The organism is Microbacterium tenebrionis (genome assembly GCF_020682665.1).
Lineage (GTDB): Bacteria > Actinomycetota > Actinomycetes > Actinomycetales > Microbacteriaceae > Microbacterium > Microbacterium tenebrionis.
Window position 1 is genome coordinate 96,750 of the sequence record NZ_JAGTTM010000004.1, and the last position, 21,080, is coordinate 117,829.

At 67.6% G+C, this 21,080-nt stretch carries 19 protein-coding genes and 1 tRNA gene; 14 read left to right on the forward strand and 6 right to left on the reverse strand.

The genetic code is table 11. The features are described from left to right. Positions 1–114: 114 nt before the first annotated feature. The 7 genes from mmsA (at position 115) to KEC56_RS11410 (ending at position 8,762) form a co-directional block, all read left to right on the forward strand. Positions 115–1,635 (forward strand): multiple monosaccharide ABC transporter ATP-binding protein, encoded by a 1,521-nt coding sequence (gene mmsA / locus KEC56_RS11380; RefSeq protein ID WP_264675300.1) that lies wholly within the window; start codon positions 115–117, stop codon positions 1,633–1,635. Beyond that, a complete protein-coding gene (gene mmsB, locus KEC56_RS11385; RefSeq protein ID WP_227531043.1) occupies positions 1,632–2,951 on the forward strand; it encodes a multiple monosaccharide ABC transporter permease in 1,320 nt (439 codons plus the stop codon). Before mmsA ends, mmsB begins: the two co-directional genes overlap by 4 nt. 29 nt (positions 2,952–2,980) lie before the next feature. Next, a complete protein-coding gene (locus tag KEC56_RS11390; protein ID WP_227531044.1) occupies positions 2,981–4,102 on the forward strand; it encodes a substrate-binding domain-containing protein in 1,122 nt (373 codons plus the stop codon). A gap of 63 nt (positions 4,103–4,165) precedes the next feature. Beyond that, entirely contained in the window at positions 4,166–5,965 is a 1,800-nt protein-coding gene (locus tag KEC56_RS11395; protein WP_227531045.1) for an ABC-F family ATP-binding cassette domain-containing protein, read from the forward strand. 104 nt (positions 5,966–6,069) lie between these two features. After that, the gene (locus KEC56_RS11400) at positions 6,070–6,963 is read left to right on the forward strand and encodes a MetQ/NlpA family ABC transporter substrate-binding protein (RefSeq protein WP_227531046.1); all 894 of its coding nucleotides are present in this window, start codon (positions 6,070–6,072) and stop codon (positions 6,961–6,963) included. A gap of 81 nt (positions 6,964–7,044) precedes the next feature. Further along, positions 7,045–8,103, forward strand: coding sequence for a methionine ABC transporter ATP-binding protein (locus tag KEC56_RS11405; RefSeq protein WP_175985511.1), 1,059 nt, complete (start codon positions 7,045–7,047; stop codon positions 8,101–8,103). After that, a complete protein-coding gene (locus KEC56_RS11410) occupies positions 8,103–8,762 on the forward strand; it encodes a methionine ABC transporter permease (protein ID WP_175985512.1) in 660 nt (219 codons plus the stop codon). Before KEC56_RS11405 ends, KEC56_RS11410 begins: the two co-directional genes overlap by 1 nt. Before the next feature lie 31 nt (positions 8,763–8,793). Here the strand turns inward: KEC56_RS11410 and KEC56_RS11415 are convergent, their stop codons facing one another. The 4 genes from KEC56_RS11415 to KEC56_RS11430 form a co-directional block, all read right to left on the reverse strand. Continuing rightward, positions 8,794–9,705, reverse strand: a complete 912-nt coding sequence (locus KEC56_RS11415; RefSeq protein ID WP_227531047.1) for a pseudouridine synthase — start codon at positions 9,703–9,705, stop codon at positions 8,794–8,796. A 19-nt stretch (positions 9,706–9,724) separates the two neighbouring features. Continuing rightward, positions 9,725–10,219 carry a MarR family winged helix-turn-helix transcriptional regulator gene (locus KEC56_RS11420; protein WP_227531048.1) on the reverse strand — a complete coding sequence of 165 codons (495 nt, stop codon included), beginning with the start codon at positions 10,217–10,219 and terminating at the stop codon, positions 9,725–9,727. 147 nt (positions 10,220–10,366) lie between these two features. Beyond that, positions 10,367–11,614: an HNH endonuclease signature motif containing protein gene (locus KEC56_RS11425; RefSeq protein ID WP_227531049.1), complete on the reverse strand. Its 1,248-nt coding sequence runs from the start codon at positions 11,612–11,614 to the stop codon at positions 10,367–10,369. A gap of 77 nt (positions 11,615–11,691) precedes the next feature. After that, entirely contained in the window at positions 11,692–11,922 is a 231-nt protein-coding gene (locus tag KEC56_RS11430; RefSeq protein ID WP_227531050.1) for a hypothetical protein, read from the reverse strand. 184 nt (positions 11,923–12,106) lie between these two features. On the opposite strand from KEC56_RS11430, the gene KEC56_RS11435 reads away from it, so the two are divergent. The 7 genes from KEC56_RS11435 to KEC56_RS11465 all read left to right on the forward strand — a co-directional run bounded on the left by KEC56_RS11435 (position 12,107) and on the right by KEC56_RS11465 (position 18,659). Further along, positions 12,107–12,178, forward strand: a tRNA-Gln gene (locus tag KEC56_RS11435). 1 nt (position 12,179) lies between these two features. Then, entirely contained in the window at positions 12,180–13,628 is a 1,449-nt protein-coding gene (glmU, locus tag KEC56_RS11440) for a bifunctional UDP-N-acetylglucosamine diphosphorylase/glucosamine-1-phosphate N-acetyltransferase GlmU (protein ID WP_227531051.1), read from the forward strand. Between the two features lie 8 nt (positions 13,629–13,636). Beyond that, a complete protein-coding gene (locus tag KEC56_RS11445) occupies positions 13,637–14,671 on the forward strand; it encodes a ribose-phosphate diphosphokinase (RefSeq protein ID WP_227531052.1) in 1,035 nt (344 codons plus the stop codon). Between the two features lie 72 nt (positions 14,672–14,743). Beyond that, a complete protein-coding gene (locus KEC56_RS11450) occupies positions 14,744–15,202 on the forward strand; it encodes an FMN-binding protein (protein ID WP_227531053.1) in 459 nt (152 codons plus the stop codon). 2 nt (positions 15,203–15,204) lie between these two features. Beyond that, the gene (locus tag KEC56_RS11455; protein ID WP_227531054.1) at positions 15,205–16,062 is read left to right on the forward strand and encodes an FAD:protein FMN transferase; all 858 of its coding nucleotides are present in this window, start codon (positions 15,205–15,207) and stop codon (positions 16,060–16,062) included. Between the two features lie 60 nt (positions 16,063–16,122). Continuing rightward, entirely contained in the window at positions 16,123–17,634 is a 1,512-nt protein-coding gene (locus KEC56_RS11460) for a flavodoxin reductase (protein ID WP_227531100.1), read from the forward strand. 200 nt (positions 17,635–17,834) lie between these two features. Beyond that, a complete protein-coding gene (locus KEC56_RS11465) occupies positions 17,835–18,659 on the forward strand; it encodes a DUF559 domain-containing protein (RefSeq protein ID WP_227531055.1) in 825 nt (274 codons plus the stop codon). A gap of 106 nt (positions 18,660–18,765) precedes the next feature. Here the strand turns inward: KEC56_RS11465 and KEC56_RS11470 are convergent, their stop codons facing one another. Next, a complete protein-coding gene (locus KEC56_RS11470) occupies positions 18,766–20,196 on the reverse strand; it encodes a sensor histidine kinase (protein WP_227531056.1) in 1,431 nt (476 codons plus the stop codon). A 44-nt stretch (positions 20,197–20,240) separates the two neighbouring features. After that, a complete protein-coding gene (locus tag KEC56_RS11475; protein WP_175985522.1) occupies positions 20,241–20,969 on the reverse strand; it encodes a response regulator transcription factor in 729 nt (242 codons plus the stop codon). Between the last annotated feature and the right edge of the window lie 111 nt (positions 20,970–21,080).

Here is a 21,080-nt window from a genome sequence, read left to right on the forward strand (position 1 = left end):
AGCGCAAACTTGTGTCTCATGTGAACGGTCACATCGAAGGTGACCGTCAAGTATCGAGGAAGATCCGTGAGCAGCACAGCGACGTTGCCGACCGTGTCAGGGCCGATCCTGGAGATGCGCAGCATCACCAAGGAGTTCCCCGGCGTGAAGGCGCTCTCCGATGTGTCGATCGCCGTACGCGCTGGAGAGATCCACGCCATCTGCGGTGAGAACGGCGCAGGCAAGTCCACCCTGATGAAGGTCCTCTCGGGCGTGTACCCCTACGGAACGTACGAGGGCGACATCCTGCTCTACGGCCAGGAGCAGCGCTTCAAGGACATCGCATCCAGCGAACAGGCCGGCATCGCGATCATCCACCAGGAGCTCGCGCTGATCCCGGAGCTGTCGATCACCGAGAACATCTTCCTCGGCAACGAGATCCGCCACGGCGGCGTCATCGACTGGCGCGCCTCCAAGACTCGCGCCACCGAGCTGCTCGCCCGTGTCGGCCTCTCCGAGGACCCCGACATCGCGATCAAGCATCTCGGCGTCGGCAAGCAGCAGCTCGTCGAGATCGCCAAGGCGCTGAACAAGGACGCCCGCCTCCTCATCCTCGACGAGCCGACCGCGGCGCTGAACGAGAACGACTCCCAGCACCTGCTCGACCTGATCCTGGGACTGAAGGCCAAGGGCATCGCGTCGATCATGATCAGCCACAAGCTCAACGAGATCGAGCAGATCGCCGACGAGATCACGATCATCCGCGACGGTCGCACCGTCGAGACCCTCGACATCACCAAGGGCGAGATCAACGAGGACCGCATCATCCACGGCATGGTCGGCCGCTCCCTCGAGAGTCGCTACCCGGATCGCACCCCCGACATCGGCGAAGTGTTCTTCGAGGTCAAGGACTGGTGGGTGCAGCACCCGACCGTCAGCGAGCGCATGGTCGTGAAGGGCTCCTCCATCAACGTCCGCCGCGGCGAAGTCGTCGGCATCGCCGGCCTCATGGGCGCCGGCCGCACGGAGTTCGCCCGCAGCATCTTCGGCCGCTCGTACGGCACGTTCCTCGGCGGCCAGCTGTTCAAAGACGGCGAGGAGGTCGAGATCCGCGACGTCGCCTCGGCGATCCGTCACGGCCTCGCCTACGTCAGCGAGGACCGCAAGAGCCTGGGCCTGAACCTGCTGGACACCATCAAGCGCTCCATCGTCTCGGCCAAGCTCTCCAAGATCGCCCGCCGTGGCGTCGTCGACAAGCGCGAGGAGTTCACGGTCGCCGAGCGCTACCGCAAGGCGCTGCGCATCAAGACGCCGACGGTGGACCAGGGCGTCGGCACCCTCTCCGGCGGCAACCAGCAGAAGGTCGTCCTCGCCAAGTGGATGTTCACCGACCCCGACCTGCTCATCCTCGATGAGCCCACGCGAGGCATCGACGTCGGCGCCAAGTACGAGATCTACACGATCATCAACGAGCTCGCCGCATCCGGCAAGGGCGTGATCGTCATCTCCAGCGAGCTGCCCGAGCTGATGGGCATCTCCGACCGCATCTACACCATCTTCGAGGGACGCGTCACCGACTGCATCCCGGCAGACCAGGCAACCCCGGAGGCGCTCATGCGCAGCATGACCTCCACGAATCAGAAGGCGAGCGCATGAGCACCAGCACGACACCGACCGAGAGGCGCGGTTTCCACTTCGCAGACATCCGGAAGATGTTCGGCGGGGGAGGAACGTCGTCGCTGCGTCAGTTCGGCATCCTCGGCAGCCTGATCGTCATCATCGTGCTGTTCGAGATCCTCACCCTTGTGCGCAACGGCCCGAACGGTGCGACGCTGACGCCGGGCAACCTCATCAACGTCATCAACCAGTACTCGTTCATCCTGATCCTCGCGATCGGCATGGTGATGGTCATCATCATGGGTCACATCGACCTGTCGGTCGGCTCCGTGGCGGCCTTTGTGGGCATCATCGTCGCGAAGGCCATGGCCGACTGGGACCTTCCCTGGCCGCTTGCGATCCTCTTCGGCCTGCTCGTGGGCGCTCTGGTGGGCGCCTGGCAGGGGTTCTGGGTCGCCTATGTCGGGGTGCCGGCGTTCATCGTGACCCTGGCCGGCATGCTGTTCTTCCGCGGCGCGCAGCAGTTCATCGGCGACGCGCAGACGATCCCCGTTCCGAAGGGGTTCCAGATCATCGGCACCGGATACCTGCCCGAGCTCGCCATCCCGCTGAACTTCAACGTGCTCACCATGGTGCTGGCGCTGCTGGCCGTGGGCTGGGTCATCTTCTGGGAGATCCGCACGCGGCGCATCCAGCGCAAGATGGGCTCGGAGATGGCACCGCTGTGGGTGAGCACCACGAAGGTCGTGCTCATCTCCATCGTGATCCTCGCCGCCGGCTGGATGTTCGCCACCGGTCGCCCCGGCACGAGCTTCCCGGTTCCGGGCCTCATCCTGCTCGCGCTGGTCATCCTCTACTCGTTCGTCACCAACAGCACCGTCTTCGGCCGTCACATCTACGCCGTCGGCGGCAACAGGCAGGCCGCGCGCCTCTCGGGCGTCAAGGACCGCTGGATCGACTTCTTCGTCATGATGAACATGTCGATGCTCGCCGCCCTCGCCGGCATGATCTTCGTCGCCCGGTCGCAGGCCTCCGGCCCGAACGACGGCACCGGCTGGGAGCTGGATGCCATCGCCTCGGTCTTCATCGGCGGCGCGGCCGTCGCCGGCGGCATCGGCACCGTGATCGGATCGATCATCGGTGGCCTCGTCATGGCGTTCCTCAACAACGGCCTGGCCCTCCTCGGCCAGGGCGCCGACGTCGTCTCGATGATCAAGGGCCTCGTGCTGCTGGTCGCCGTCGGCATCGACGTCTGGAACAAGCAGCAGGGTCGCCCCTCGCTCATCGGCTTCATCACGCGCAAGCGCAACAAGCCGGACGCTCCCAACCTCACCGACTTCCCTCAGTCCAAGTAACCGCACCAACAATCAGAGAAAGAGATCGCATGAAGAAGATCGCACTCGCAGCGACAGCGCTCGTCGCCGCATCAGCACTCGCCCTCACCGGCTGCTCCGGGCAGCGCGGCGGCGACACCGGAGGTGACACCGGGTCGGAGGAGACCACGGGGTTCGAGGCCGGTTCGACGATCGGCATCGCGCTTCCGGACAAGACCAGTGAGAACTGGGTCCTCGCCGGCAAGCTCTTCGAGGACGGCCTGGCCGAGGCCGGCTTCAAGGCCGACGTGCAGTACGCCCCGGCATCCAACACCGTCGCCGAGCAGCAGAACCAGATCCAGGCCATGGTCACCAACGGCGCCAAGGTCATCGTCATCGGCGCGAAGGACGGCAAGCAGCTGGCCACACAGGTGCAGGCGGCCAAGGACGCCGGCGCCTACGTCATCGCCTACGACCGCCTGATCGAGAACACCGAGGCGCTCGACTACTACGTCGCGTTCGACAACTTCAAGGTCGGCCAGCTGCAGGGCCAGGCTCTCCTCGACGGCCTCGCCGAGCGCGCCGGCCACGACGCTCCGTACAACATCGAGCTGTTCTCGGGCTCGCCCGACGACGCGAACTCCGCCGTGTTCTTCAACGGTGCGATGGAGGTGCTGCAGCCGAAGATCGACGACGGCACGCTGAAGGTCGTCTCGGGTCAGACCGCGATCGCGCAGACCGCGACCGAGGGCTGGCTGGCCGAGAACGCTCAGAACCGCATGGACACCCTGCTCACCGGCTCGTACAGCGGCGACACCGTGCTCGACGGCGTGCTGTCCCCGAACGACACCCTCGCCCGCGCCATCATCACCTCGGTGCAGCAGGCCGGAAAGCCCGTCCCGGTCGTGACCGGTCAGGACTCCGAGGTCGAGTCGGTCAAGTCGATCATGGAGGGCATCCAGTACTCCACGATCAACAAGGACACCACGCTCCTCGTCGAGCAGACGATCAAGATGATCGGTCAGCTGCAGGCCGGCGAAGAGGTCGACGTCAACGACACCGAGCAGTACGACAACGGCGCGAAGGTCGTTCCCTCGTACCTGCTCGAGCCGCTCATCGTCACGAAGGAGAACGCGGCCGAGGCCTACGCCAACGTGCCGAGCCTCCTCGAGATCGTCGAGTCCTACAAGTAAGCAGTTCCGCGAAGGGCCGTCCGAACACGTTCGGGCGGCCCTCTTGCGTACTCTTGTAGGGACATGGCACATCTTCTCGGGGCCGAAGGCCTGCATCTGGAATACCCGACCAAGGTCGTCTTCGACTCCATCACCCTGGGGATCGAAGAGGGCGACCGGATCGGCATCGTCGGCCGCAACGGTGACGGCAAGAGCTCGCTGCTCGCGATGCTCGCCGGGCGCAAGCAGCCCGATGCCGGGCGCGTGACCGTCCGCGCCGGGACGACGGTCGGTGTGCTCGACCAGGCCGACACTCTCGATGACGCGCTCACGATCGCGCAGTCCGTCGTCGGCGACATCCCCCAGTACGAGTGGGCGGGCGACCCCCGGGTGCGCGACGTGATCCAGGGCCTGCTCGCGGATCTGTCGTGGGACGCTCCGGTCGCCGGTCTCAGCGGTGGTCAGCGCCGGCGGGTGGCCCTGGCAGCGCTCCTCGTTAAGGAGTGGGACATCATCGCGCTCGACGAGCCCACCAACCACCTCGACGTCGAGGCGATCACGTGGCTGGCCGGGCACCTCAAGAAGCGCTGGGCTGCGAACTCCGGCGCCTTCCTCGTGGTCACTCACGACCGCTGGTTCCTCGACGAGGTGTGCACCGAGACCTGGGAGGTGCACGACCGGATCGTCGAGCCGTTCGAGGGCGGATACGCCGCGTACATCCTGCAGCGCGTCGAGCGCGACCGGATGGCCGCCGCCACCGAGGCGAAGCGGCAGAATCTCGCCCGCAAGGAGCTCGCGTGGTTGCGCCGCGGCGCACCCGCGCGCACGAGCAAGCCGAAGTTCCGGATCGACGCGGCCAACGAGCTCATCGCCGACGTGCCCGAGATCCGCGACAAGGTCTCGCTCCAATCGCTGGCGACGTCCCGGCTCGGCAAGGACGTCGTCGACCTGCTCGATGCCGGCGTGCGCTACGGCGACCGCGACATCCTCAAGGACGTGGAGTGGCGGATCGCGCCAGGGGAGCGCACCGGCATCCTGGGCGTGAACGGTGCGGGCAAGTCCACTCTGCTGGGCCTGGTCGCCGGCACCATCGAGCCCACCAGCGGCCGTGTGAAGCGCGGAAAGACCGTCCAGGTGCGCACGCTGACGCAGCGTATCGACGAACTCGAGCAGCACTGGAACGATCCGGTGCGCACTGTGATCAACGGACTGAGAACCGAGTACACCTTCGGCAACGGCTCCAAGGCGCAGTCGCTGACGCCTGGGCAGCTGCTCGAGCGCCTCGGGTTCTCGTCCGCTCAGCTGTCGACGCAGGTCAAGGACCTCTCCGGTGGTCAGCAGCGTCGCCTGCAGCTTCTGCTCGTTCTGCTCGACCAGCCGAACGTGTTGATCCTCGACGAGCCGACCAACGACATGGACACCGACATGCTCGCCGCGATCGAGGATCTCCTCGACTCCTGGCCGGGCACGCTACTCGTCGTCAGCCACGACCGGTACTTCCTCGAACGCGTCACCGACCAGCAGTACGCGGTGATGGGCGGGCATCTCCGGCACCTTCCCGGCGGTGTGGACGAATATCTGCGGCTGCGGGCGGCATCCGAATCGGGTGACGCGGCGACGCTTCGACAGGCTCAGGGTGCGGGAAGCCCGGCATCCACGCTCTCCGGGGCCGAACTGCGCGCCGCGCAGAAGGAGGTGTCCGCTCTCGAGCGGAAGATCCAGAAGCTCACCGAGCAGATCGACAAGGCCAAGCTCGCTCTCGTCGATCACGACCAGTCCGACTACGAGGGCCTGGCCGGGAAGATGAAGGACATCTCGGCGCTGGAGGCCGAGGTCGAGGAGAACGAACTGCGCTGGCTGGAGCTCAGCGAGCAGCTCGACTGATGCTGTGATCGTCCCGTGACACAGTGACGCTGTGTGACACGCGATTCGGCCCCGGCCGGATCACCTGCTTACTGTGGATGCATCCCACCAGGAAGGTTCTGTCCATGTCTCGTCGTGTCGTCTCCGCTGTCGCCGCTCTCGCCGCGCTCCCTCTTGTGATCGGCCTCGCCGGCTGCGCCACCGGCGCCGGAAACGCCGGAGGTGAGGACGACGTCGTCACGATCGGTGTCGTCGGCAAGTCCGACGAGCAGTGGCCCGCCTTCGTGGATGCCGCAGCCGAAGAGGGCATCACCGTCGAGCTCGTGGACTTCGGCTCCTACGAGCAGCCCAACCCCGCCCTGACCGAGGGTGAGATCGACCTCAACCAGTTCCAGCACATCGTGTATCTCGCGCAGTACAACGAGGCATCCGGTGAGGATCTCACCCCCATCGGCTCCACCGCGATCTACCCGCTCGGCCTCTATTCGACGAAGTACGACGACGTCGACAGCATCCCGGAGGGCGAGACCGTCGCCGTCCCGGACGACGCGTCCAACCAGGCGCGCGCGCTGCTCGTGCTGCAGTCGGCCGGCCTCATCGAACTCAAGAGCGGTGGCACCATCTTCTCCGACCTCGCCGACGTCGACGAGTCCGCGTCGAAGGTGAAGGTCAAGGCCCTCGAGGCGGCGCTCATCCCGACGTCGCTGCCCGATGTCGCCGCAGCCATCATCAACAACGACTTCGTCACCCAGGCGGGGCTCTCGTTCGAGGACGCGATCGCGCAGGACGACCCGTCCGACCCGAACGCCCTGCCGTACGTGAACATCTTCGCCGCGCGCGCCGAGGATGCTGACAACGAGACCTACCAGAAGCTCGTCGAGATCTTCCAGACGAACGAAGCCGTCCAGGAGGGGCTGCAGGAGTCCTCGGGCAACACGGCCGTCGCTCTGCAGACGCCCGTCGCCGACCTCGTCGAGTCGCTGGCGACCGTTCAGAAGGACGTCGCGGCCAACGGCTGATCAGCACGACGTGAAAGAATCGGGCGGCGCCACGGCGCCGCCCGATTCGCCGTCCTCACCCCGAGAGCAACCGGAGAACCCATGCCGATCGTGACACTTGAGAACGTCTCCAAGACGTATCCGCCGGCCAGTCGTGACGCGCAGCCGACGATCGCCGTCGACGACGTGTCGCTCCAGGTCGAGAAGGGCGACGTCTTCGGCATCATCGGCTACTCGGGCGCCGGCAAGTCCACGCTCGTCCGGCTCATCAACGCGCTGGAGCCCGCCACCGGCGGCACGATCACGGTCGACGGCACCGACATCACCGCGCTCAGCGAGCGGGACCTCCGGGCCGTGCGCGGCGGCATCGGCATGATCTTCCAGCAGTTCAACCTGTTCGCCGCGAAATCGGTTCGGGCGAACATCGCGTATCCGCTGAAGCTCGCCGGCTGGTCGAAGCCCGACATCGACGCGCGCGTCACAGAACTGCTGGCCTTCGTCGGCCTCAGCGACAAGGCGAAGGCATTCCCTGAGCAGCTGTCCGGTGGTCAGAAGCAGCGCGTCGGCATCGCCCGCGCTCTCGCCACGAGACCGGCGATCCTGCTCGCTGATGAGGCGACCAGCGCGCTGGACCCGCAGACCACGCACGAGGTGCTCGCGCTGCTCAAGCGGGTGAACGAGGAGCAGGGCGTCACGATCGTGATCATCACGCATGAGATGGACGTGATCCAGACCATCGCGACCAAGGTCGCCGTCATGGACTCCGGACGTGTGATCGAGCAGGGCGATGTGTTCGAGGTGTTCTCGGACCCGCAGCATCCGGCATCGCAGCGCTTCGTCGGGACGGTGATCAAGGGCATCCCCTCACCGGCCGAGCGCGCCGTGCTCCAGGAGCGGCACCGCGGCCGCATCGTCACGTTCTCATTCCGTGACGGCGACTCGTCGCAGGCGCAGGTCTTCCTCGACCTCGCCGCCGCCGGGCTCGAGTTCGAGCTCATCTACGGGGGCATCAACGACATCCGAGGCCGCGCGTTCGGGCACCTGACCCTCGCCGTGCGAGGCGCGGATGCCGCGATCGACGCAGCCCTCGAGAAGATCGGCGCCCACGTCACGGTGACGGAACTCGCCGGCGACGCCGGACTCGAAGGGGAGGTGCGCTGATGGATCGTCTCATCGAACTCCAGGGCGACTTCTGGGCCGCCGCCGTCGAGACGCTGTACATGACGTCGTTCGCGCTCGTGCTGGGCGGCGTCCTCGGCCTCGTGATCGGTGTCGCCACCTATGCCACGCGCTCGGGCGGAGTGATGCCCAACCGTGTGGTCTACGGGATCGTCAACCTCATCATCAACTTCTTCCGGCCGATCCCGTTCGTGATCTTCCTTGCCGTGCTGCAGCCGTTCACGCGGCTCGTCGTCGGCACGGGGATCGGTGTGACGGCCGGCGCCTTCGCGATCGGCGTTGCGGCGTCGTTCGCGATCGGACGCATCGTTGAGCAGCACCTGGTCTCGGTTCCACCCGGCGTGGTCGAGGCCGCCCGATCGATGGGCGCGGGGCCGTGGCGGATCCTCCTCACCGTGGTGATCCCGGAGGCCCTGGGCCCGCTCATCCTCGGCTATACGTTCATCGTCGTGGCCGTGATCGACATGACGGCGATGGCCGGCGCCATCGGCGGTGGCGGCCTGGGCGCCTTCGCCCTGATCTACGGGTTCCGCCAGTTCGAGCCTGTGGTCATGTGGGCTGCGATCGTGCTGATCGTCGTGTTCGTGCACCTGGTGCAGATGCTCGGCACGTGGCTGGCGCGACGGGTCATGCGTCGCTGACGCTCCTCGCGCCGCCCTCTGCGGGATGCCCTCAGCGCGGGGCGTACTGCAGCGTGCGTCGCGTCACGAACTCGCGCGGCCGGCCCGACAGCGGGTCGACGAATCGGAGTTCGCGCGCGAGCAGCTGCAGCGGCCTGTCGTGGTCGTCGGGCTGCTCGTCGGTCAGCACGGGATAGAGATTGTCGTGCAGGATGCCGATGCCGATGCTCGCCAGGTGCACCCGCAGCTGATGCATCTTGCCGGTGTGCGGGCGCAGCAGGGTGTGGATCACGTCGTCTGACTGGCCGATGAGTTCGATCAGGGTCTCGGAGTTCGGTTCGCGCTCGGAGTCGACGACGACGCACACCTGCCCGCGGAACTTCTCGATATGCAGTCGCACCGTCTGCGGGAAGGATCCTGTCCAGTCCGCCGGCCGGGCGGACACGGCCTCGTAGACCTTCTCGATCGCCCGGTCCTGGAACAGCATCTGGTAGGCGCCGCGGGTCTGCGGCCTGGTCGAGAACATCAGCAGGCCCGCGGTGGCGCGGTCCAGGCGATGGATCGGCGTGAGGTCGGGGTTGTCGAAATCGCGGCGCAGCCGCACCAGCGCCGAGTTCTGCACATACTTGCCCGCAGGAGTGGTCGGCAGGAAGTGCGGCTTGTCGACGACGAGGAGGTCGTCGTCGTGGTGGACGATCTCGAGGTCGAACGGGATTTCGACTTCGATCGGCGGCTCGCGGTAGTACCAGATGAACTCCTCGGCACCGAGCGGGGTGTCGCGGGTGAGGGCCGACCCGTCGTAGGCGACGATCTCGCCGTGGTCGAATCGGCTCAGGAGCCGCTCGGGGTCGAGGTGGAAGAAGCGCTCGGCCATGTAGGCGCTGACGGTCGGCCAGGGGCCGCTCATCGGTACGTGCAGGCGGGTCGCGCCGACGCCGTCGCGTACCGGCAGAGGCGATCGCATCGCCATCAGGGTGCCGCCTTCACAGGTCGAAGGCCAGACTGAGCTTGCGCAGCAGCGCGGCCATCCGCTCGCGGTCCGCGCGAGAGAGGGACTTCAGCAGATCGGCTTCGACGTCGACGAGGCGGGTGATGGCGGCATCCACGCGGATGCGCCCGTCGTCGGTGAGCGTCACGAGCACGCTGCGCCGGTCACCGGGGTCGGCTTCGCGCCGGACGAAGCGCCGCCCGACCAGTCGGTCGATGCGGTTGGTCATGGTGCCGCTGGAGACCAGTGTCTGCTGCAGCAGCTGCTTGGGGGAGAGCTGGAACGGTGCGCCGGCGCGACGGAGCGCGGAGAGCACGTCCCACTCCCATGCCTCGATGTCGCTGCGGCGGAACACCTCGCGTCTGGCCCGGTCGAGATGGCGCGAGAGCCGATCCATGCGGGAGAGCACCTCGAGGGGCGAGAAGTCCAGGTCGGGACGCTGGGTGTTCCATGCGCCGACGATCCGGTCGACCTCGTCTGCCTCGCTCATCCGTCCATTATCCGATGCAGGGCGTCGACCCTTCGATCCCCACGCCCACTCCAGACATCGCTGCGCGCTGTCCGGAGCCTCCGGCCGCGTGGGCCCGGCTCAGGGATCGACAGACTCAGGGAACGACAGGCTCAGGGAACGACAAGCTCAGACGAACATCACGCGGGGCGCGGGGTCGTCGATGTACTCGCGGCCGAGCGGGCTGCGCCAGACGAGCGTGCCCTCGTCCTGCTGCGTGACCGTCCATCGATGTCGCGCGTCCACATCGGGATGCTTGAGCGGATGGTGACTGTTGCAGAAGCAGGCGAGGTTGCACAGTGCGGTCGCTCCGCCGAATGCTCGGTCGCAGTTGTGGTCGATCTGACATCGCGATGTCTTGGCGCGGCATCCGGGGAACCGGCAGTGCTGGTCCCGTGCTCGCAGGTATTTCTTCATCCGGCTCGACGGGACATAGGTGTCGACGTTCGTAACCATTCCGCTCGGGTCGAGGAACAGGCGACTGAAACTCGGTGCCCGGCCGGCGAGGTCGCGGGCGATATCGGGGTGAACAGGGCCGACGCCGTCGATCTCGGCCATGTGCTCGTCGCGACCGAGGAGCGTGGAGGCGGCGATCGTCACCTGCACCGTGGGGCGGAAGGCATCCATATCGGTGCCGAGCCCGGTCGAGGGGGCCGCAGTGAGCAGAAGATCGCAGAACAGGTCGGCGCGACGCTGATCCATCGTCCGGTCATCGTCGATCTCGCGTGCCGTGGCGCTGAGGCGGTCGTGAATGCCGTGCGCGAGGATCTCGGGGACGACGGCGATCAGCTGAGCCATGCCGTCCGCGGTCGGTTGAATCCGCACCTCACGCTCGTCACGAGCTTCGCGGTGCGATTCGAGCTGCGTGACCGGTTGCAGCTTCGCCGTCGCCGCCCGGGCGTGAGCCTTGGTCCGCGTCGCGGTCGTGCGGCAGGCGTAGGGGAGCACGTCGTGCTCATAGGCGGCTCGATCAGTGGCTCCGCCGTCGGCCGCATCGCCTCGATCGTCGCGCGGCCCGGCCTCGACGATCACTTCGGCGTGGCGCCTGCTGATCCGGCCCTCCTTCAACGCGTGAAGCGTCGCGGGGAAGCCGTTCACGAGCGCTGCGGCGTGCGCGAACTGCACGCTCATCGTCCCGGGGGAGACATGCCCCGCGGCGGCGAACTCGGCGACCATCGATCGCTCGGCCATCGAACTGTGCACGATCTTCGGACCGGCCTCATAGGCGAGCAGGTCAGCCCTCTCGGCGAGCACCTCGGCGCGGCGCGCCTCCAGTGCGGCGATCTGTTCGCCGAGATCCACCCATTCATCCAGCAGAGCTGCGCGGCGCTCGTCAGCGACGGGTCGCTCTGTTCGATGCTCCGCGGTGAAGGTCATATCTCATTATCGAACAAAAACACGAGAGACGCAAGAGGCTAACTCAAGCAGATAGAAGAAAGATTCGAGTCCCGCTCCTACCCGCTCTTGACCCACACGGCCGTGTACCGCCAGAACAGCCCGCGGCGCATCCTGACCCCTGGCAGGATCTCGGAGGCGACCGAGGCGATCTGATCGGAAGTCTCCGACGGCTCTCGAGCGGGCGCCGTCATGCTCTCCAGGCGCTTCGCCAGGGATCCGGTTCCGCATCCGACGTCGAGCGCTCGCCTCCCGCCCTGTCGACGCACGACCAGGGCCTGCCGGAGCACCCACGGGGAGTATGCCGCGTTGTGCGACCACGGATGGGATGCGTTGAACCTGCTCGACGCGCTGAGCACCCGCTTGGTCGCCCGATTCGGGCCAGGAGTCTACGAGCAGGGGTGGAAATCAGGAACCTGCAAGGGGCTGCACTCCGGCCGTGGCAGACTTGTCAGGCAGCCCGTGCGGCTGCGGTCCGCCGTGGTGTAATGGCAGCACGACAGCCTTTGGAGCTGTTAGGTCTAGGTTCGAGTCCTGGCGGCGGAGCATGACGGAGAACAACCTCGCCATCATCGTGCTCGCTGCAGGCCAGGGCACCCGGATGAAGTCCGCGTTGCCCAAGGTGCTGCATCCGATCGCCGGACGACCGCTCGTCGGCCACGTGCTCACGACGGCATCCCGCCTCGGAGCCGACCACATCGAAGTGGTCGTGCGTCACGAGCGCGATCGCGTCGTCGAGGTGCTCTCGAAGCAGTACCCCGAGGCGGTCATCGTCGATCAGGACGAGATCCCCGGCACCGGCCGAGCCGTCCAGGTCGCCGTCGACGCGCTCCCGGCTGACTTCGGCGGCGACGTCCTCGTGCTCTCGGGCGATGTGCCGCTGCTCGAGGCCGACACGCTTTCGGCGCTCGTCGACGCGCATCGTTCGGCGGCGGCATCCGCCACTGTGCTCAGCGCGCTCCTCGACGACCCGACCGGGTACGGTCGCGTCATCCGCGACGACAGCGGCACGGTGTCTCGCATCGTCGAGCAGAAGGACGCCACGGCCGATGAAGCGGCGGTCACCGAGATCAACTCCGGCGTGTACGTGTTCCGCGCGGCATCCCTGCGCACGCACCTGACGAAGATCGACCAGAACAACGCACAGGGCGAGCTGTACCTCACCGACGTGATCGGACTGCTGCGCGAAGCGCAGGAGACCGTCGCGGCCGAAGTCGCGTCGGACACGGCCGCGACCTTCGGCGTCAACGACCGCGTCCAGCTCGCCGAGGCCGGCAGAGTCCTCAACGACCGCATCGTCCGCCACTGGCAGCGCGAGGGCGTCACGGTCGTCGACCCCGCGACGACCTGGATCGACGACGACGCCAAGCTCGCGCCCGACGTCACGCTCATGCCGAACACCTACATCGCCGGTGCCACCGTCGTCGAGTCCGGCGCCGTCATCGGCCCCGACACCTCACTGCTGGACTGCGAGGTCGGCGAAGGCGCCGTCATCCGCCGCTCCGACGCGACCCTCGCCGTGATCGGTGCAGGCGCCACCGTCGGACCGTTCGCCTACATCCGACCGGGCACGACTCTCGGGGCAGGGGGCAAGATCGGCACCTTCGTCGAGACGAAGAACTCGCAGATCGGCGACGGGAGCAAGGTCCCGCACCTCTCCTACATCGGCGACACGACGATCGGGGAGCGCGTGAACCTCGGCGCCGGCGCGATCACGGCGAACTACGACGACATCGTCAAGCACCGCACCGAGATCGGCGACGAGGTGCACACCGGCTCGCACAACGTGTTCGTCGCTCCCGTTAGGATTGGAGACGGTGCGAAGACCGGAGCAGGAGCGGTCGTCCGCAAGGACGTTCCCGCTGGAGCCCTGGCCCTGAGCGTCGCCCCTCAGCGCAACATCGAGGGGTGGGTCGAGAAGAATCGTGCCGGCACCGGCGCCGCTGAGGCGGCGTCCCGGGCCGGCAAGGCCGCAAACAGCGAAGCTGCAGAGTAAGGCAGGTCATGGCGCGCAAGAAGAAGACCGTTGAACTGGATCGGGACAACGGCGTCGCGCCGGGACTCGTCGCCAAGACGAAGAAGCGGCTCGTCGTCGCCGGCGGACGCTCGCATCCCGAACTGACCGCGGCGGTCGCCGCGGCGCTCGGCACCGAGATCGCCCCGACCGAGCACCGCACCTTCGCGTCTGGCGAGATCTACTCGCGCTTCGAGGTCTCGATCCGCGGATGCGATCTGTTCCTGGTGCAGACCTTCGGTGAGCCGGTCAACGAGTGGCTCATGGAGACGCTCATCATGATCGACGCGGCCAAGCGCGCCTCCGCCAAGCGCATCACCGTCGTCGCCCCCTACTACCCGTACTCCCGGCAGGACAAGAAGGGCCGCGGCCGCGAGCCCATCAGCGCCCGGCTGGTCGCCGACATGCTGAAGACCGCCGGGGCCGACCGCGTCATGAGCGTCGACCTGCACGCCGCCCAGATCCAGGGCTTCTTCGACGGTCCCGTCGACCACCTGTTCGCCAAGCCGGTGCTGCTCGAGCACTTCAAGGCGAATCTCACGGCAGAAGACCGCGAGACCCTCACGATCGTCTCGCCCGACATGGGTCGCGTCCGCGTGGCCGACACCTGGTCGGACAGCCTGAACGCGCCGCTCGCGATCATCCACAAGCGTCGCGACCCGAAGGTCGCCAACCAGGTCTCCGTCCACGAGATCGTCGGAACGGTCGAAGGGCGCACCTGCCTGCTCGTCGACGACATGATCGACACCGGCGGCACGATCGTGAAGGCCGCCCAGGCGCTGAAGGCCAACGGCGCCCGCCGCGTGATCGTCGCCGCCACGCACGCGATCTTCAGCGACCCGGCCAGCGAACGCCTCCAGGACTCCTCGATCGACGAGGTCGTCGTCACCGACACCATCCCGCTGACCGAATCCCGCCGGTGGGACACGCTCACGATCCTGCCGATCGCGCCGCTGCTGGCGCGCGCCATCCACGAGGTCTTCGAGGACGGCTCGGTGACGAGCATGTTCGGCGGCGACGCCTAAGACGCGCCTCTCATCGCGTCTCGACAGCGCAGACACAGCCCGCCCATAGCGGCCGGCCCTACGCTCGATCCCATGATCAGCCAGGCCGTCTCACCCACCGTTCGGAAGGGCGCCGCCGTCGTCGGCATGGCCGGCATGCTCGTGCTCGCCGGATGCTCCGGCGCGGCCGATACCGGGGATGCCTCGACCGATTCCACAGGGAATTCCGGGAGCGGCGGCGGGGCGCCATCCGGAGACTACGCCGATGGCACCTACACCGCCGAGGGCTCGTATCAGACCCCCGAGACGGTCGAGCAGATCTCCGTGACGCTCACCCTCGCAGACGGCGTCGTGACCGACGTCGAGGTCACCGGCGACCCCCAGGCCCGCGAGACCGAGCAGTATCAGGGGCAGTTCATCGCGGGCATCGCCGATGAGGTGGTCGGTGTCGCGATCGACGAGCTGAACGTCACCCGCGTCGCAGGATCCTCGCTCACCAGCGGCGGGTTCAACGCGGCCCTCGAGGACATCAAGGACCAGGCCGCGAGCTGACGATGGCGACCTGGCGATTCGACGCCATCGGCACGAGGTGGGAGATCGAGACCGCCGAGGCTCTGACCGGCGCGCAGCGCTCCCGCATCGACGCGATCGTCGCCGGGTTCGATGCCACGTGGTCGCGGTTCCGGGCCGACTCGCTCGTCACCGGCTTGTCGGTCGCCGGGGGCCAGGCGGACACCCCGTCGGACGCCGTCGCCATGTTCGATGCGTACCGCGAGCTGTCGGATGCGACAGCCGGCGCGGTCAACCCTCTCGTCGGCCGGAGCCTGAGCGCTCTCGGCTACGACGCTGCGCACTCGCTCTCTGCACGCGATCCCGAGCCCGCGCCCGCCGACTGGCAGAACGTCCTCGACTGGGACGGCGAGCAGCTGTCCCTGGCATCCGGCGCGATCATCGACGTCGGCGCACTCGGCAAGGGCCGTCTCGTCGATCTCGTGGCGGCCGAGCTCGACGACGTCGACGGCGACCTCGTCGTCGACGCATCCGGTGACCTCATCGTGCGCGGCGAAGCGCGCATCGGGCTGGAGCATCCGTTCGACCAGGCCAAGGCTATCGGGATCGCGACGATCCGCGATCAGGCGCTGTGCGCTTCGGCGACGAACCGGCGAGTCTGGGGAGACGGCCTGCACCACGTGCTCGACGCCCGCACCGGCGCGCCGGTGCGGGCCTGGGCGGCGACGTGGGCCATCGCCGAGGACGCCATGCACGCGGATGCCGTCGCCACCGCGCTGTTCTTCGACGGCGGACCGCAGCTCGCCGAGCGCTGGGGCGTCGAGTGGGTGCGGATGAGCACCTCGGGTGCGGCCGAACACTCGCAGAACGCCCCCGTCGAGCTGTTCATGCGGAAGAGTTGAACCGTGACCTCATTCACATCCCTCCGCCAGCGGGTGCTGGCCGTCCTCGGCGCCGTCTCGATGTACCGGCTGACGCTTTCATCGCTCGCGATCCTCGCCGCCATCGCGTTCGTCCTGTCGTTCTTCGGCCTCGTGGGCCCGTCGCCGCTTGAGCTCGCGCTCTCGTTCGTCGTGCTGGCGATCGTGATCTCACTCGTGGATGCCGCAGCGCAGCGTCTGCTGCATCTGCCGTGGCGCCTCGAGTCATCGCTTGTCACCGCGCTCATCCTTCTCTTCGTCATGCGCCCCGGTGCCGATGCGACAGCCCTCGTCGGACTCGCGCTCGCCGGTGCCATCGCGAGCGTGTCGAAGTACCTCATCGCCTGGCGCGGCCGGCACATCTTCAACCCCGCTGCGTTCGGCGCGGCCGTCGTCTCGATCGCCGGTGCATTCGGCGCCTTCGCATGGCTCGGCACGTCGGCATCGTGGTGGGTGGGGACGCCGGCCATGGCGATCCCGGTCGCGCTGTTCGGCCTCGCCGTCCTCTGGCGCACCGAGAAGGTGCGGGTCGTTCTCGTGTTCCTCCTCCTCGCCGTGGGCGCCGCGGTCGTGCGACAGGCCGTGCAGGCACAGCAGTTCGGCATCGCGTTCGACCTGCCGACGGCGCTGTCGTTGGCCGTGCTGCAGTCGCCGTTCCTGTTCCTCGGCGTGTTCATGGTCTCGGAGCCGCTCACGAGCCCGCCGCGACGCTGGCAGCAGTTCTGGGTCGCCGGCGTCGTCGGCGTGCTCGCCGGCTGGCCGATCCCCGTCGGGGACCTCTTCACGCTCGGCCAGGAGCGGGCGCTGCTGATCGGCAACCTGCTCGCGCTCACCTTCGCACTGCGCGGATCGGTGCGGCTCACGCGCGAGAAGCGCGAGTTCATCACCCCGACCGCGCAGGAGCTCACCTTCCGAGCCCAGGGCAGGCTGCGGTTCCAGCCGGGGCAGTACCTCGAACTCGACGTCCCGCACCACCGCCCCGATGCGCGGGGCACCCGTCGCGAGTTCAGCATCGTTTCCGCGCCGGCTGATCTGCCGACGCTCCGGATCGCGTACAAGAACGGCGATCAGAAGCATCCGTCGTCCTACAAGCGCGCGCTCGCCGCGGCCGAACCGGGCACGGTGCTCGCCGTCACCGGAACCTGGGGCGACTTCCTGCTCCCGAAGGGCGAGGCACCCGTCCTCATGGTCGCGGCCGGCATCGGCGTCACACCGTTCGTGTCGCAGCTGCGCGAGCTGCAGGCCGCGGGGCACAACCGCGACATCGTGCTCGTGTACGTCGCATCCGAGGCATCCGAGCTCGCGTTCCGTTCCGAGCTCGAGGCCACAGGAGTGCCGGTCGTCGTCTTCACGCGCGACCGGCCGGAGGGTCTCCCCGCGCACTGGACGTGGGCGCAGGGCGTTCGGCTGGATGCCGAGGGGCTTGAGCGCGTCGTGCCGGACATCTCGTCACGGCACACGTTCATCTCGGGTCCGCCGCGCCTGATCGCCGACCTGGCGCCGGCACTGCAGAAGGCGCGCTCGGTCACGACGGACGCGTTCGCCGGGTACTGATCCCTCTTCCCTGCACCGCACGGATGCAGGGAGAATGAACGGCGGGAGGGCGATGCGCCGACGGATGCCCCTGCATCCGGTCGGCGGCCCTGCATGTGTACGGGACGACTCGTTCTGCACAGTCGATCCGGGTTGCGGCCCCATCCCCAGAAGCGTCATCTCGAACCTGGCGGTGGTCGTTCGTGGGCAAAGATCGTCGGATGCTCCAGCCAGCTCTGCTCATCAGTCATGAAGGCGGTATCGCCCGCGGCGTGCGCCTGCAGGAATTCGGGCTTTCGCGACGGGTGCTATCGGAGGCGGTGAAGGACGGCACGATCCTGCGCGTGCGCCCTGGTGTATTCGCGAACGTGTCGACCGACCGCCGCCTGGTCGCCGCTGCCGAGCACGGCGGAGCCCTGACCTGCGGTGGAGGGCTGCGGTTGCACGGCATCTGGACGCTCCAGGACGATCTGGTGCCGCATGTGTGGCTCGGTGGCACCGGGCGCGTCCATCACCCCCGAGAATGCACGTGCGTCGGTCACTTCTTCGGCGGAACCATGCGACTCGGGCTGGCGCCGTTGGAGATCGTTCTCGTGCATGTCTTCCACTGCCATGGCGATGAGGCGTTCTTCGCGGCTCTCGAGTCCGCTCTCCGCACGGGGCGCATCAGAGCGGCGGCGAAAGATCGTATCCGGCGCAGGCTCCCCGCCCGGGCGCGTTGGCTCGTCGATCTCGCTCGGAATGACGCTGACAGCGGTCTGGAATCGCTGCTCCGGCTCCGGCTGCATGTCCTCGGCATCCGACTCGTTTGTCAGGTCGACATCCCGACCGTCGGCAGGGTGGATTTCGTGATCGGCGATCGGCTCATCCTCGAGGTCGACGGCAAGGAGAACCACGACGGCGGCGCCCATCGGCACAAGGACCTGGTTCGGGACGCCGCAGCATCCGCTCTCGGTTATGAAACGCTCCGGTTCGACTACGCTCAGATCGTCCACGATTGGCAGAGCGTCGAGGCGGCCGTCGTCGCGGCGCTCGTCCGGACGTGATCCCGGGACGGATGCAGGTTCGTTGAACGGATGCAGGGCCAATCACCGGACGATTCTCGTGCATCCGTCCGATGACTCTGCATGCGTGCGGATGTCGGACGAGAGGTCACGCTGTCCGGCGGGGCGTCAGCGGGAAGCGGACCGTGAACGTCGTGCTCCCCGGCTCCGATGTGACGTCGATCGTGCCGTGGTGGCCTTCGACGATCGCCTTCGCGATCGCCAGGCCCAGGCCCGTGCCGCCGGTCTGACGCGCTCGCGAGCTGTCTCCGCGAGCGAAGCGCGCGAACAGCTGATCGCGGACGGCCGGCTCGATACCCGGCCCGTCGTCATGCACGCGCATCACGGCCTCGTCGCCCTCGCGGGCGACGCTCAACGTGATCTCCGTCCCCGCCGGTGTGTGGGTCCTCGCGTTGGCGAGCAGGTTCGCCACGACCTGGTGCAGGCGGCCCGCGTCGCCGAGCATCACGACCGGCTCGGCGGGTACATCGATGTTCCAGATGTGCTCGGGGCCGGTGGGGCGGGCGTCCGACAGGCCCTCGAGTGCGAGCTGCGTCAGGTCGACGGTGCCGTGCACGAGCTCCTGCCCCTCGTCGAGGCGGGCCAGGAGCAGGAGGTCCTCGACCAGGCGCGTCATGCGCAGCGACTGCGCCTGGATGCGCTCGAGCGCGGTCTCCGTACCGGATGCGTCCGCTCCCTGGGAGAGGGCCCGCAGGGAGAGCTCCGAGTATCCGCGGATGGATGCCAGGGGCGTGCGCAGCTCGTGACTGGCGTCGGCGACGAACTTGCGCATGAGCGCCTCGTTCCGCTGACGCGCTGCGAGGGAGTCGTTCACGTGGTCGAGCAGCTTGTTCAGCGAGGCGCCCACGATGCCGGTCTCCGTGCGCGGATCGGCCTCGGCCGCCGGAACGCGCTCGGTGATCTCGACCTCGCCGCGGTCGAGGGGCTGATTCGCGACACGCGTCGCCGTGCGTGCCACGGCGCGCAGCGGCCGGAGGCTGTAGCGGATCGTGACCGCCGTCGTGAGGGCGAGCAGGATGAGTCCGCCCAGAGTGGCGAGCGTGATCACGGTGAGCAGCTGCGCCATGGTGCTCTGGATCTCGGTGCGGGGGAGGCCTGTGACGATCCCCACCCCGTTGCGCGAGGTGACGGTGACGAGGAAGGACCCGACCCCCTCCAGGTTCACGGAAGCGTCCGGAGAGCTCTGCACGGCTTCGTTGATCGCCAGCAGCTGGGAGCGGCTGAGCTCGATGGTCTCGTCGGACGTCACGACCACCCCCGTCGCCCCGTCGGCCGATGCTACGGCGAGGAGCACGCCCTGGCCCTGAAAATGCTGGCCGGAGAGCACGCGCTCCGCCGTGATCGGCTGCCCGTCGACGGCCGCGGCCTGCGTCCGCTGGGCGACCAGAAAGCTCGTCTGCGACGCCGTCGCCTTCACCTGATCGAGCAGGCGCCCCTCCAGGGCGGTCCCGAGCGTCGCGCTCGTGATGACGGCGACGATGATGAGGATGATCGACACGAACCCGATGACGGCGGTCATGAGCCGCGCCTGCAGGGTCAGCGGTCGATGCAGCCTCGGTGCGATCACTGCGGAGCCTTGATCATGTATCCGACGCCACGGACCGTGTGCAGCAGCGGGGTGCGGCCCGCGTCGATCTTCTTGCGGAGGTACGAGATGTACAGCTCGACGACCGAGGACTTGCCGCCGAAGTCGTAGCTCCACACGCGGTCCAGGATCTGCGCCTTCGACAGCACGCGGCGCTCGTTGCGCATGAGGTAGCGCAGCAGCTCGAACTCGGTCGCGGTCAGCTCGATCTCGGTGCCGTCGCGCTCGACCTCGTGGCTGTCCTCGTTGAGGGTGAGATCGCCCACGCGCAGAATCGACTGACCGTCGTCGGACGTCGCCGAACCGGTCCGGCGGATGATCGCACGCAGGCGCGCGATGACCTCCTCGAGGCTGAACGGCTTGGTGACGTAGTCGTCGCCGCCGGCGGTGAGTCCGGCGATGCGGTCGCCGACGGCATCCTTCGCGGTCAGGAACAGTACGGGCACGAGATTGCCGGACTCGCGCAGACGGCGCAGGACGCTCATGCCGTCGAGGTCGGGCATCATGATGTCGAGCACGAGGGCGTCCGGTTCGAACTCCCGCGCCACCTGCAGGGCCTCGAGGCCCGAGGATGCGGTGCGCACCTCCCAGCCCTCCATCCGCAGCGCCATCGCGAGCAGGTCGGTGAGCATCTGCTCATCGTCCACGGCGAGGATGCGCAGCGGGGATCCGTCAGGGCGGTGCAGTTCGGGCAGATCGGTGCTCATGGCTCCATTGTGCGCATCCGATCGGAGCGAATCCATAGAGCGCGCTATGCGATTCCTGTGAACCGCTGGTCATACGATTCTCATCACCCGTTGATCGCGCGCCCATCGATC

What these genes read in the sequence shown, in the direction of transcription:
- mmsB (WP_227531043.1), top strand. Translation starts at nt 1,632, where the DNA reads ATGAGCACCAGCACGACACCGACCGAGAGGCGCGGTTTCCACTTCGCA.
- KEC56_RS11460 (WP_227531100.1), top strand. Translation starts at nt 16,123, where the DNA reads ATGTACCGGCTGACGCTTTCATCGCTCGCGATCCTCGCCGCCATCGCG.
- KEC56_RS11405 (WP_175985511.1), top strand. Translation starts at nt 7,045, where the DNA reads ATGCCGATCGTGACACTTGAGAACGTCTCCAAGACGTATCCGCCGGCC.
- KEC56_RS11410 (WP_175985512.1), top strand. Translation starts at nt 8,103, where the DNA reads ATGGATCGTCTCATCGAACTCCAGGGCGACTTCTGGGCCGCCGCCGTC.
- KEC56_RS11450 (WP_227531053.1), top strand. Translation starts at nt 14,744, where the DNA reads ATGATCAGCCAGGCCGTCTCACCCACCGTTCGGAAGGGCGCCGCCGTC.
- KEC56_RS11470 (WP_227531056.1), bottom strand. Translation starts at nt 20,196, where the DNA reads ATGACCGCCGTCATCGGGTTCGTGTCGATCATCCTCATCATCGTCGCC.
- KEC56_RS11390 (WP_227531044.1), top strand. Translation starts at nt 2,981, where the DNA reads ATGAAGAAGATCGCACTCGCAGCGACAGCGCTCGTCGCCGCATCAGCA.
- KEC56_RS11425 (WP_227531049.1), bottom strand. Translation starts at nt 11,614, where the DNA reads ATGACCTTCACCGCGGAGCATCGAACAGAGCGACCCGTCGCTGACGAG.
- KEC56_RS11445 (WP_227531052.1), top strand. Translation starts at nt 13,637, where the DNA reads ATGGCGCGCAAGAAGAAGACCGTTGAACTGGATCGGGACAACGGCGTC.
- mmsA (WP_264675300.1), top strand. Translation starts at nt 115, where the DNA reads ATGCGCAGCATCACCAAGGAGTTCCCCGGCGTGAAGGCGCTCTCCGAT.
- KEC56_RS11475 (WP_175985522.1), bottom strand. Translation starts at nt 20,969, where the DNA reads ATGAGCACCGATCTGCCCGAACTGCACCGCCCTGACGGATCCCCGCTG.
- KEC56_RS11415 (WP_227531047.1), bottom strand. Translation starts at nt 9,705, where the DNA reads ATGCGATCGCCTCTGCCGGTACGCGACGGCGTCGGCGCGACCCGCCTG.
- glmU (WP_227531051.1), top strand. Translation starts at nt 12,180, where the DNA reads ATGACGGAGAACAACCTCGCCATCATCGTGCTCGCTGCAGGCCAGGGC.
- KEC56_RS11455 (WP_227531054.1), top strand. Translation starts at nt 15,205, where the DNA reads ATGGCGACCTGGCGATTCGACGCCATCGGCACGAGGTGGGAGATCGAG.
- KEC56_RS11465 (WP_227531055.1), top strand. Translation starts at nt 17,835, where the DNA reads ATGCTCCAGCCAGCTCTGCTCATCAGTCATGAAGGCGGTATCGCCCGC.
- KEC56_RS11395 (WP_227531045.1), top strand. Translation starts at nt 4,166, where the DNA reads ATGGCACATCTTCTCGGGGCCGAAGGCCTGCATCTGGAATACCCGACC.
- KEC56_RS11420 (WP_227531048.1), bottom strand. Translation starts at nt 10,219, where the DNA reads ATGAGCGAGGCAGACGAGGTCGACCGGATCGTCGGCGCATGGAACACC.
- KEC56_RS11400 (WP_227531046.1), top strand. Translation starts at nt 6,070, where the DNA reads ATGTCTCGTCGTGTCGTCTCCGCTGTCGCCGCTCTCGCCGCGCTCCCT.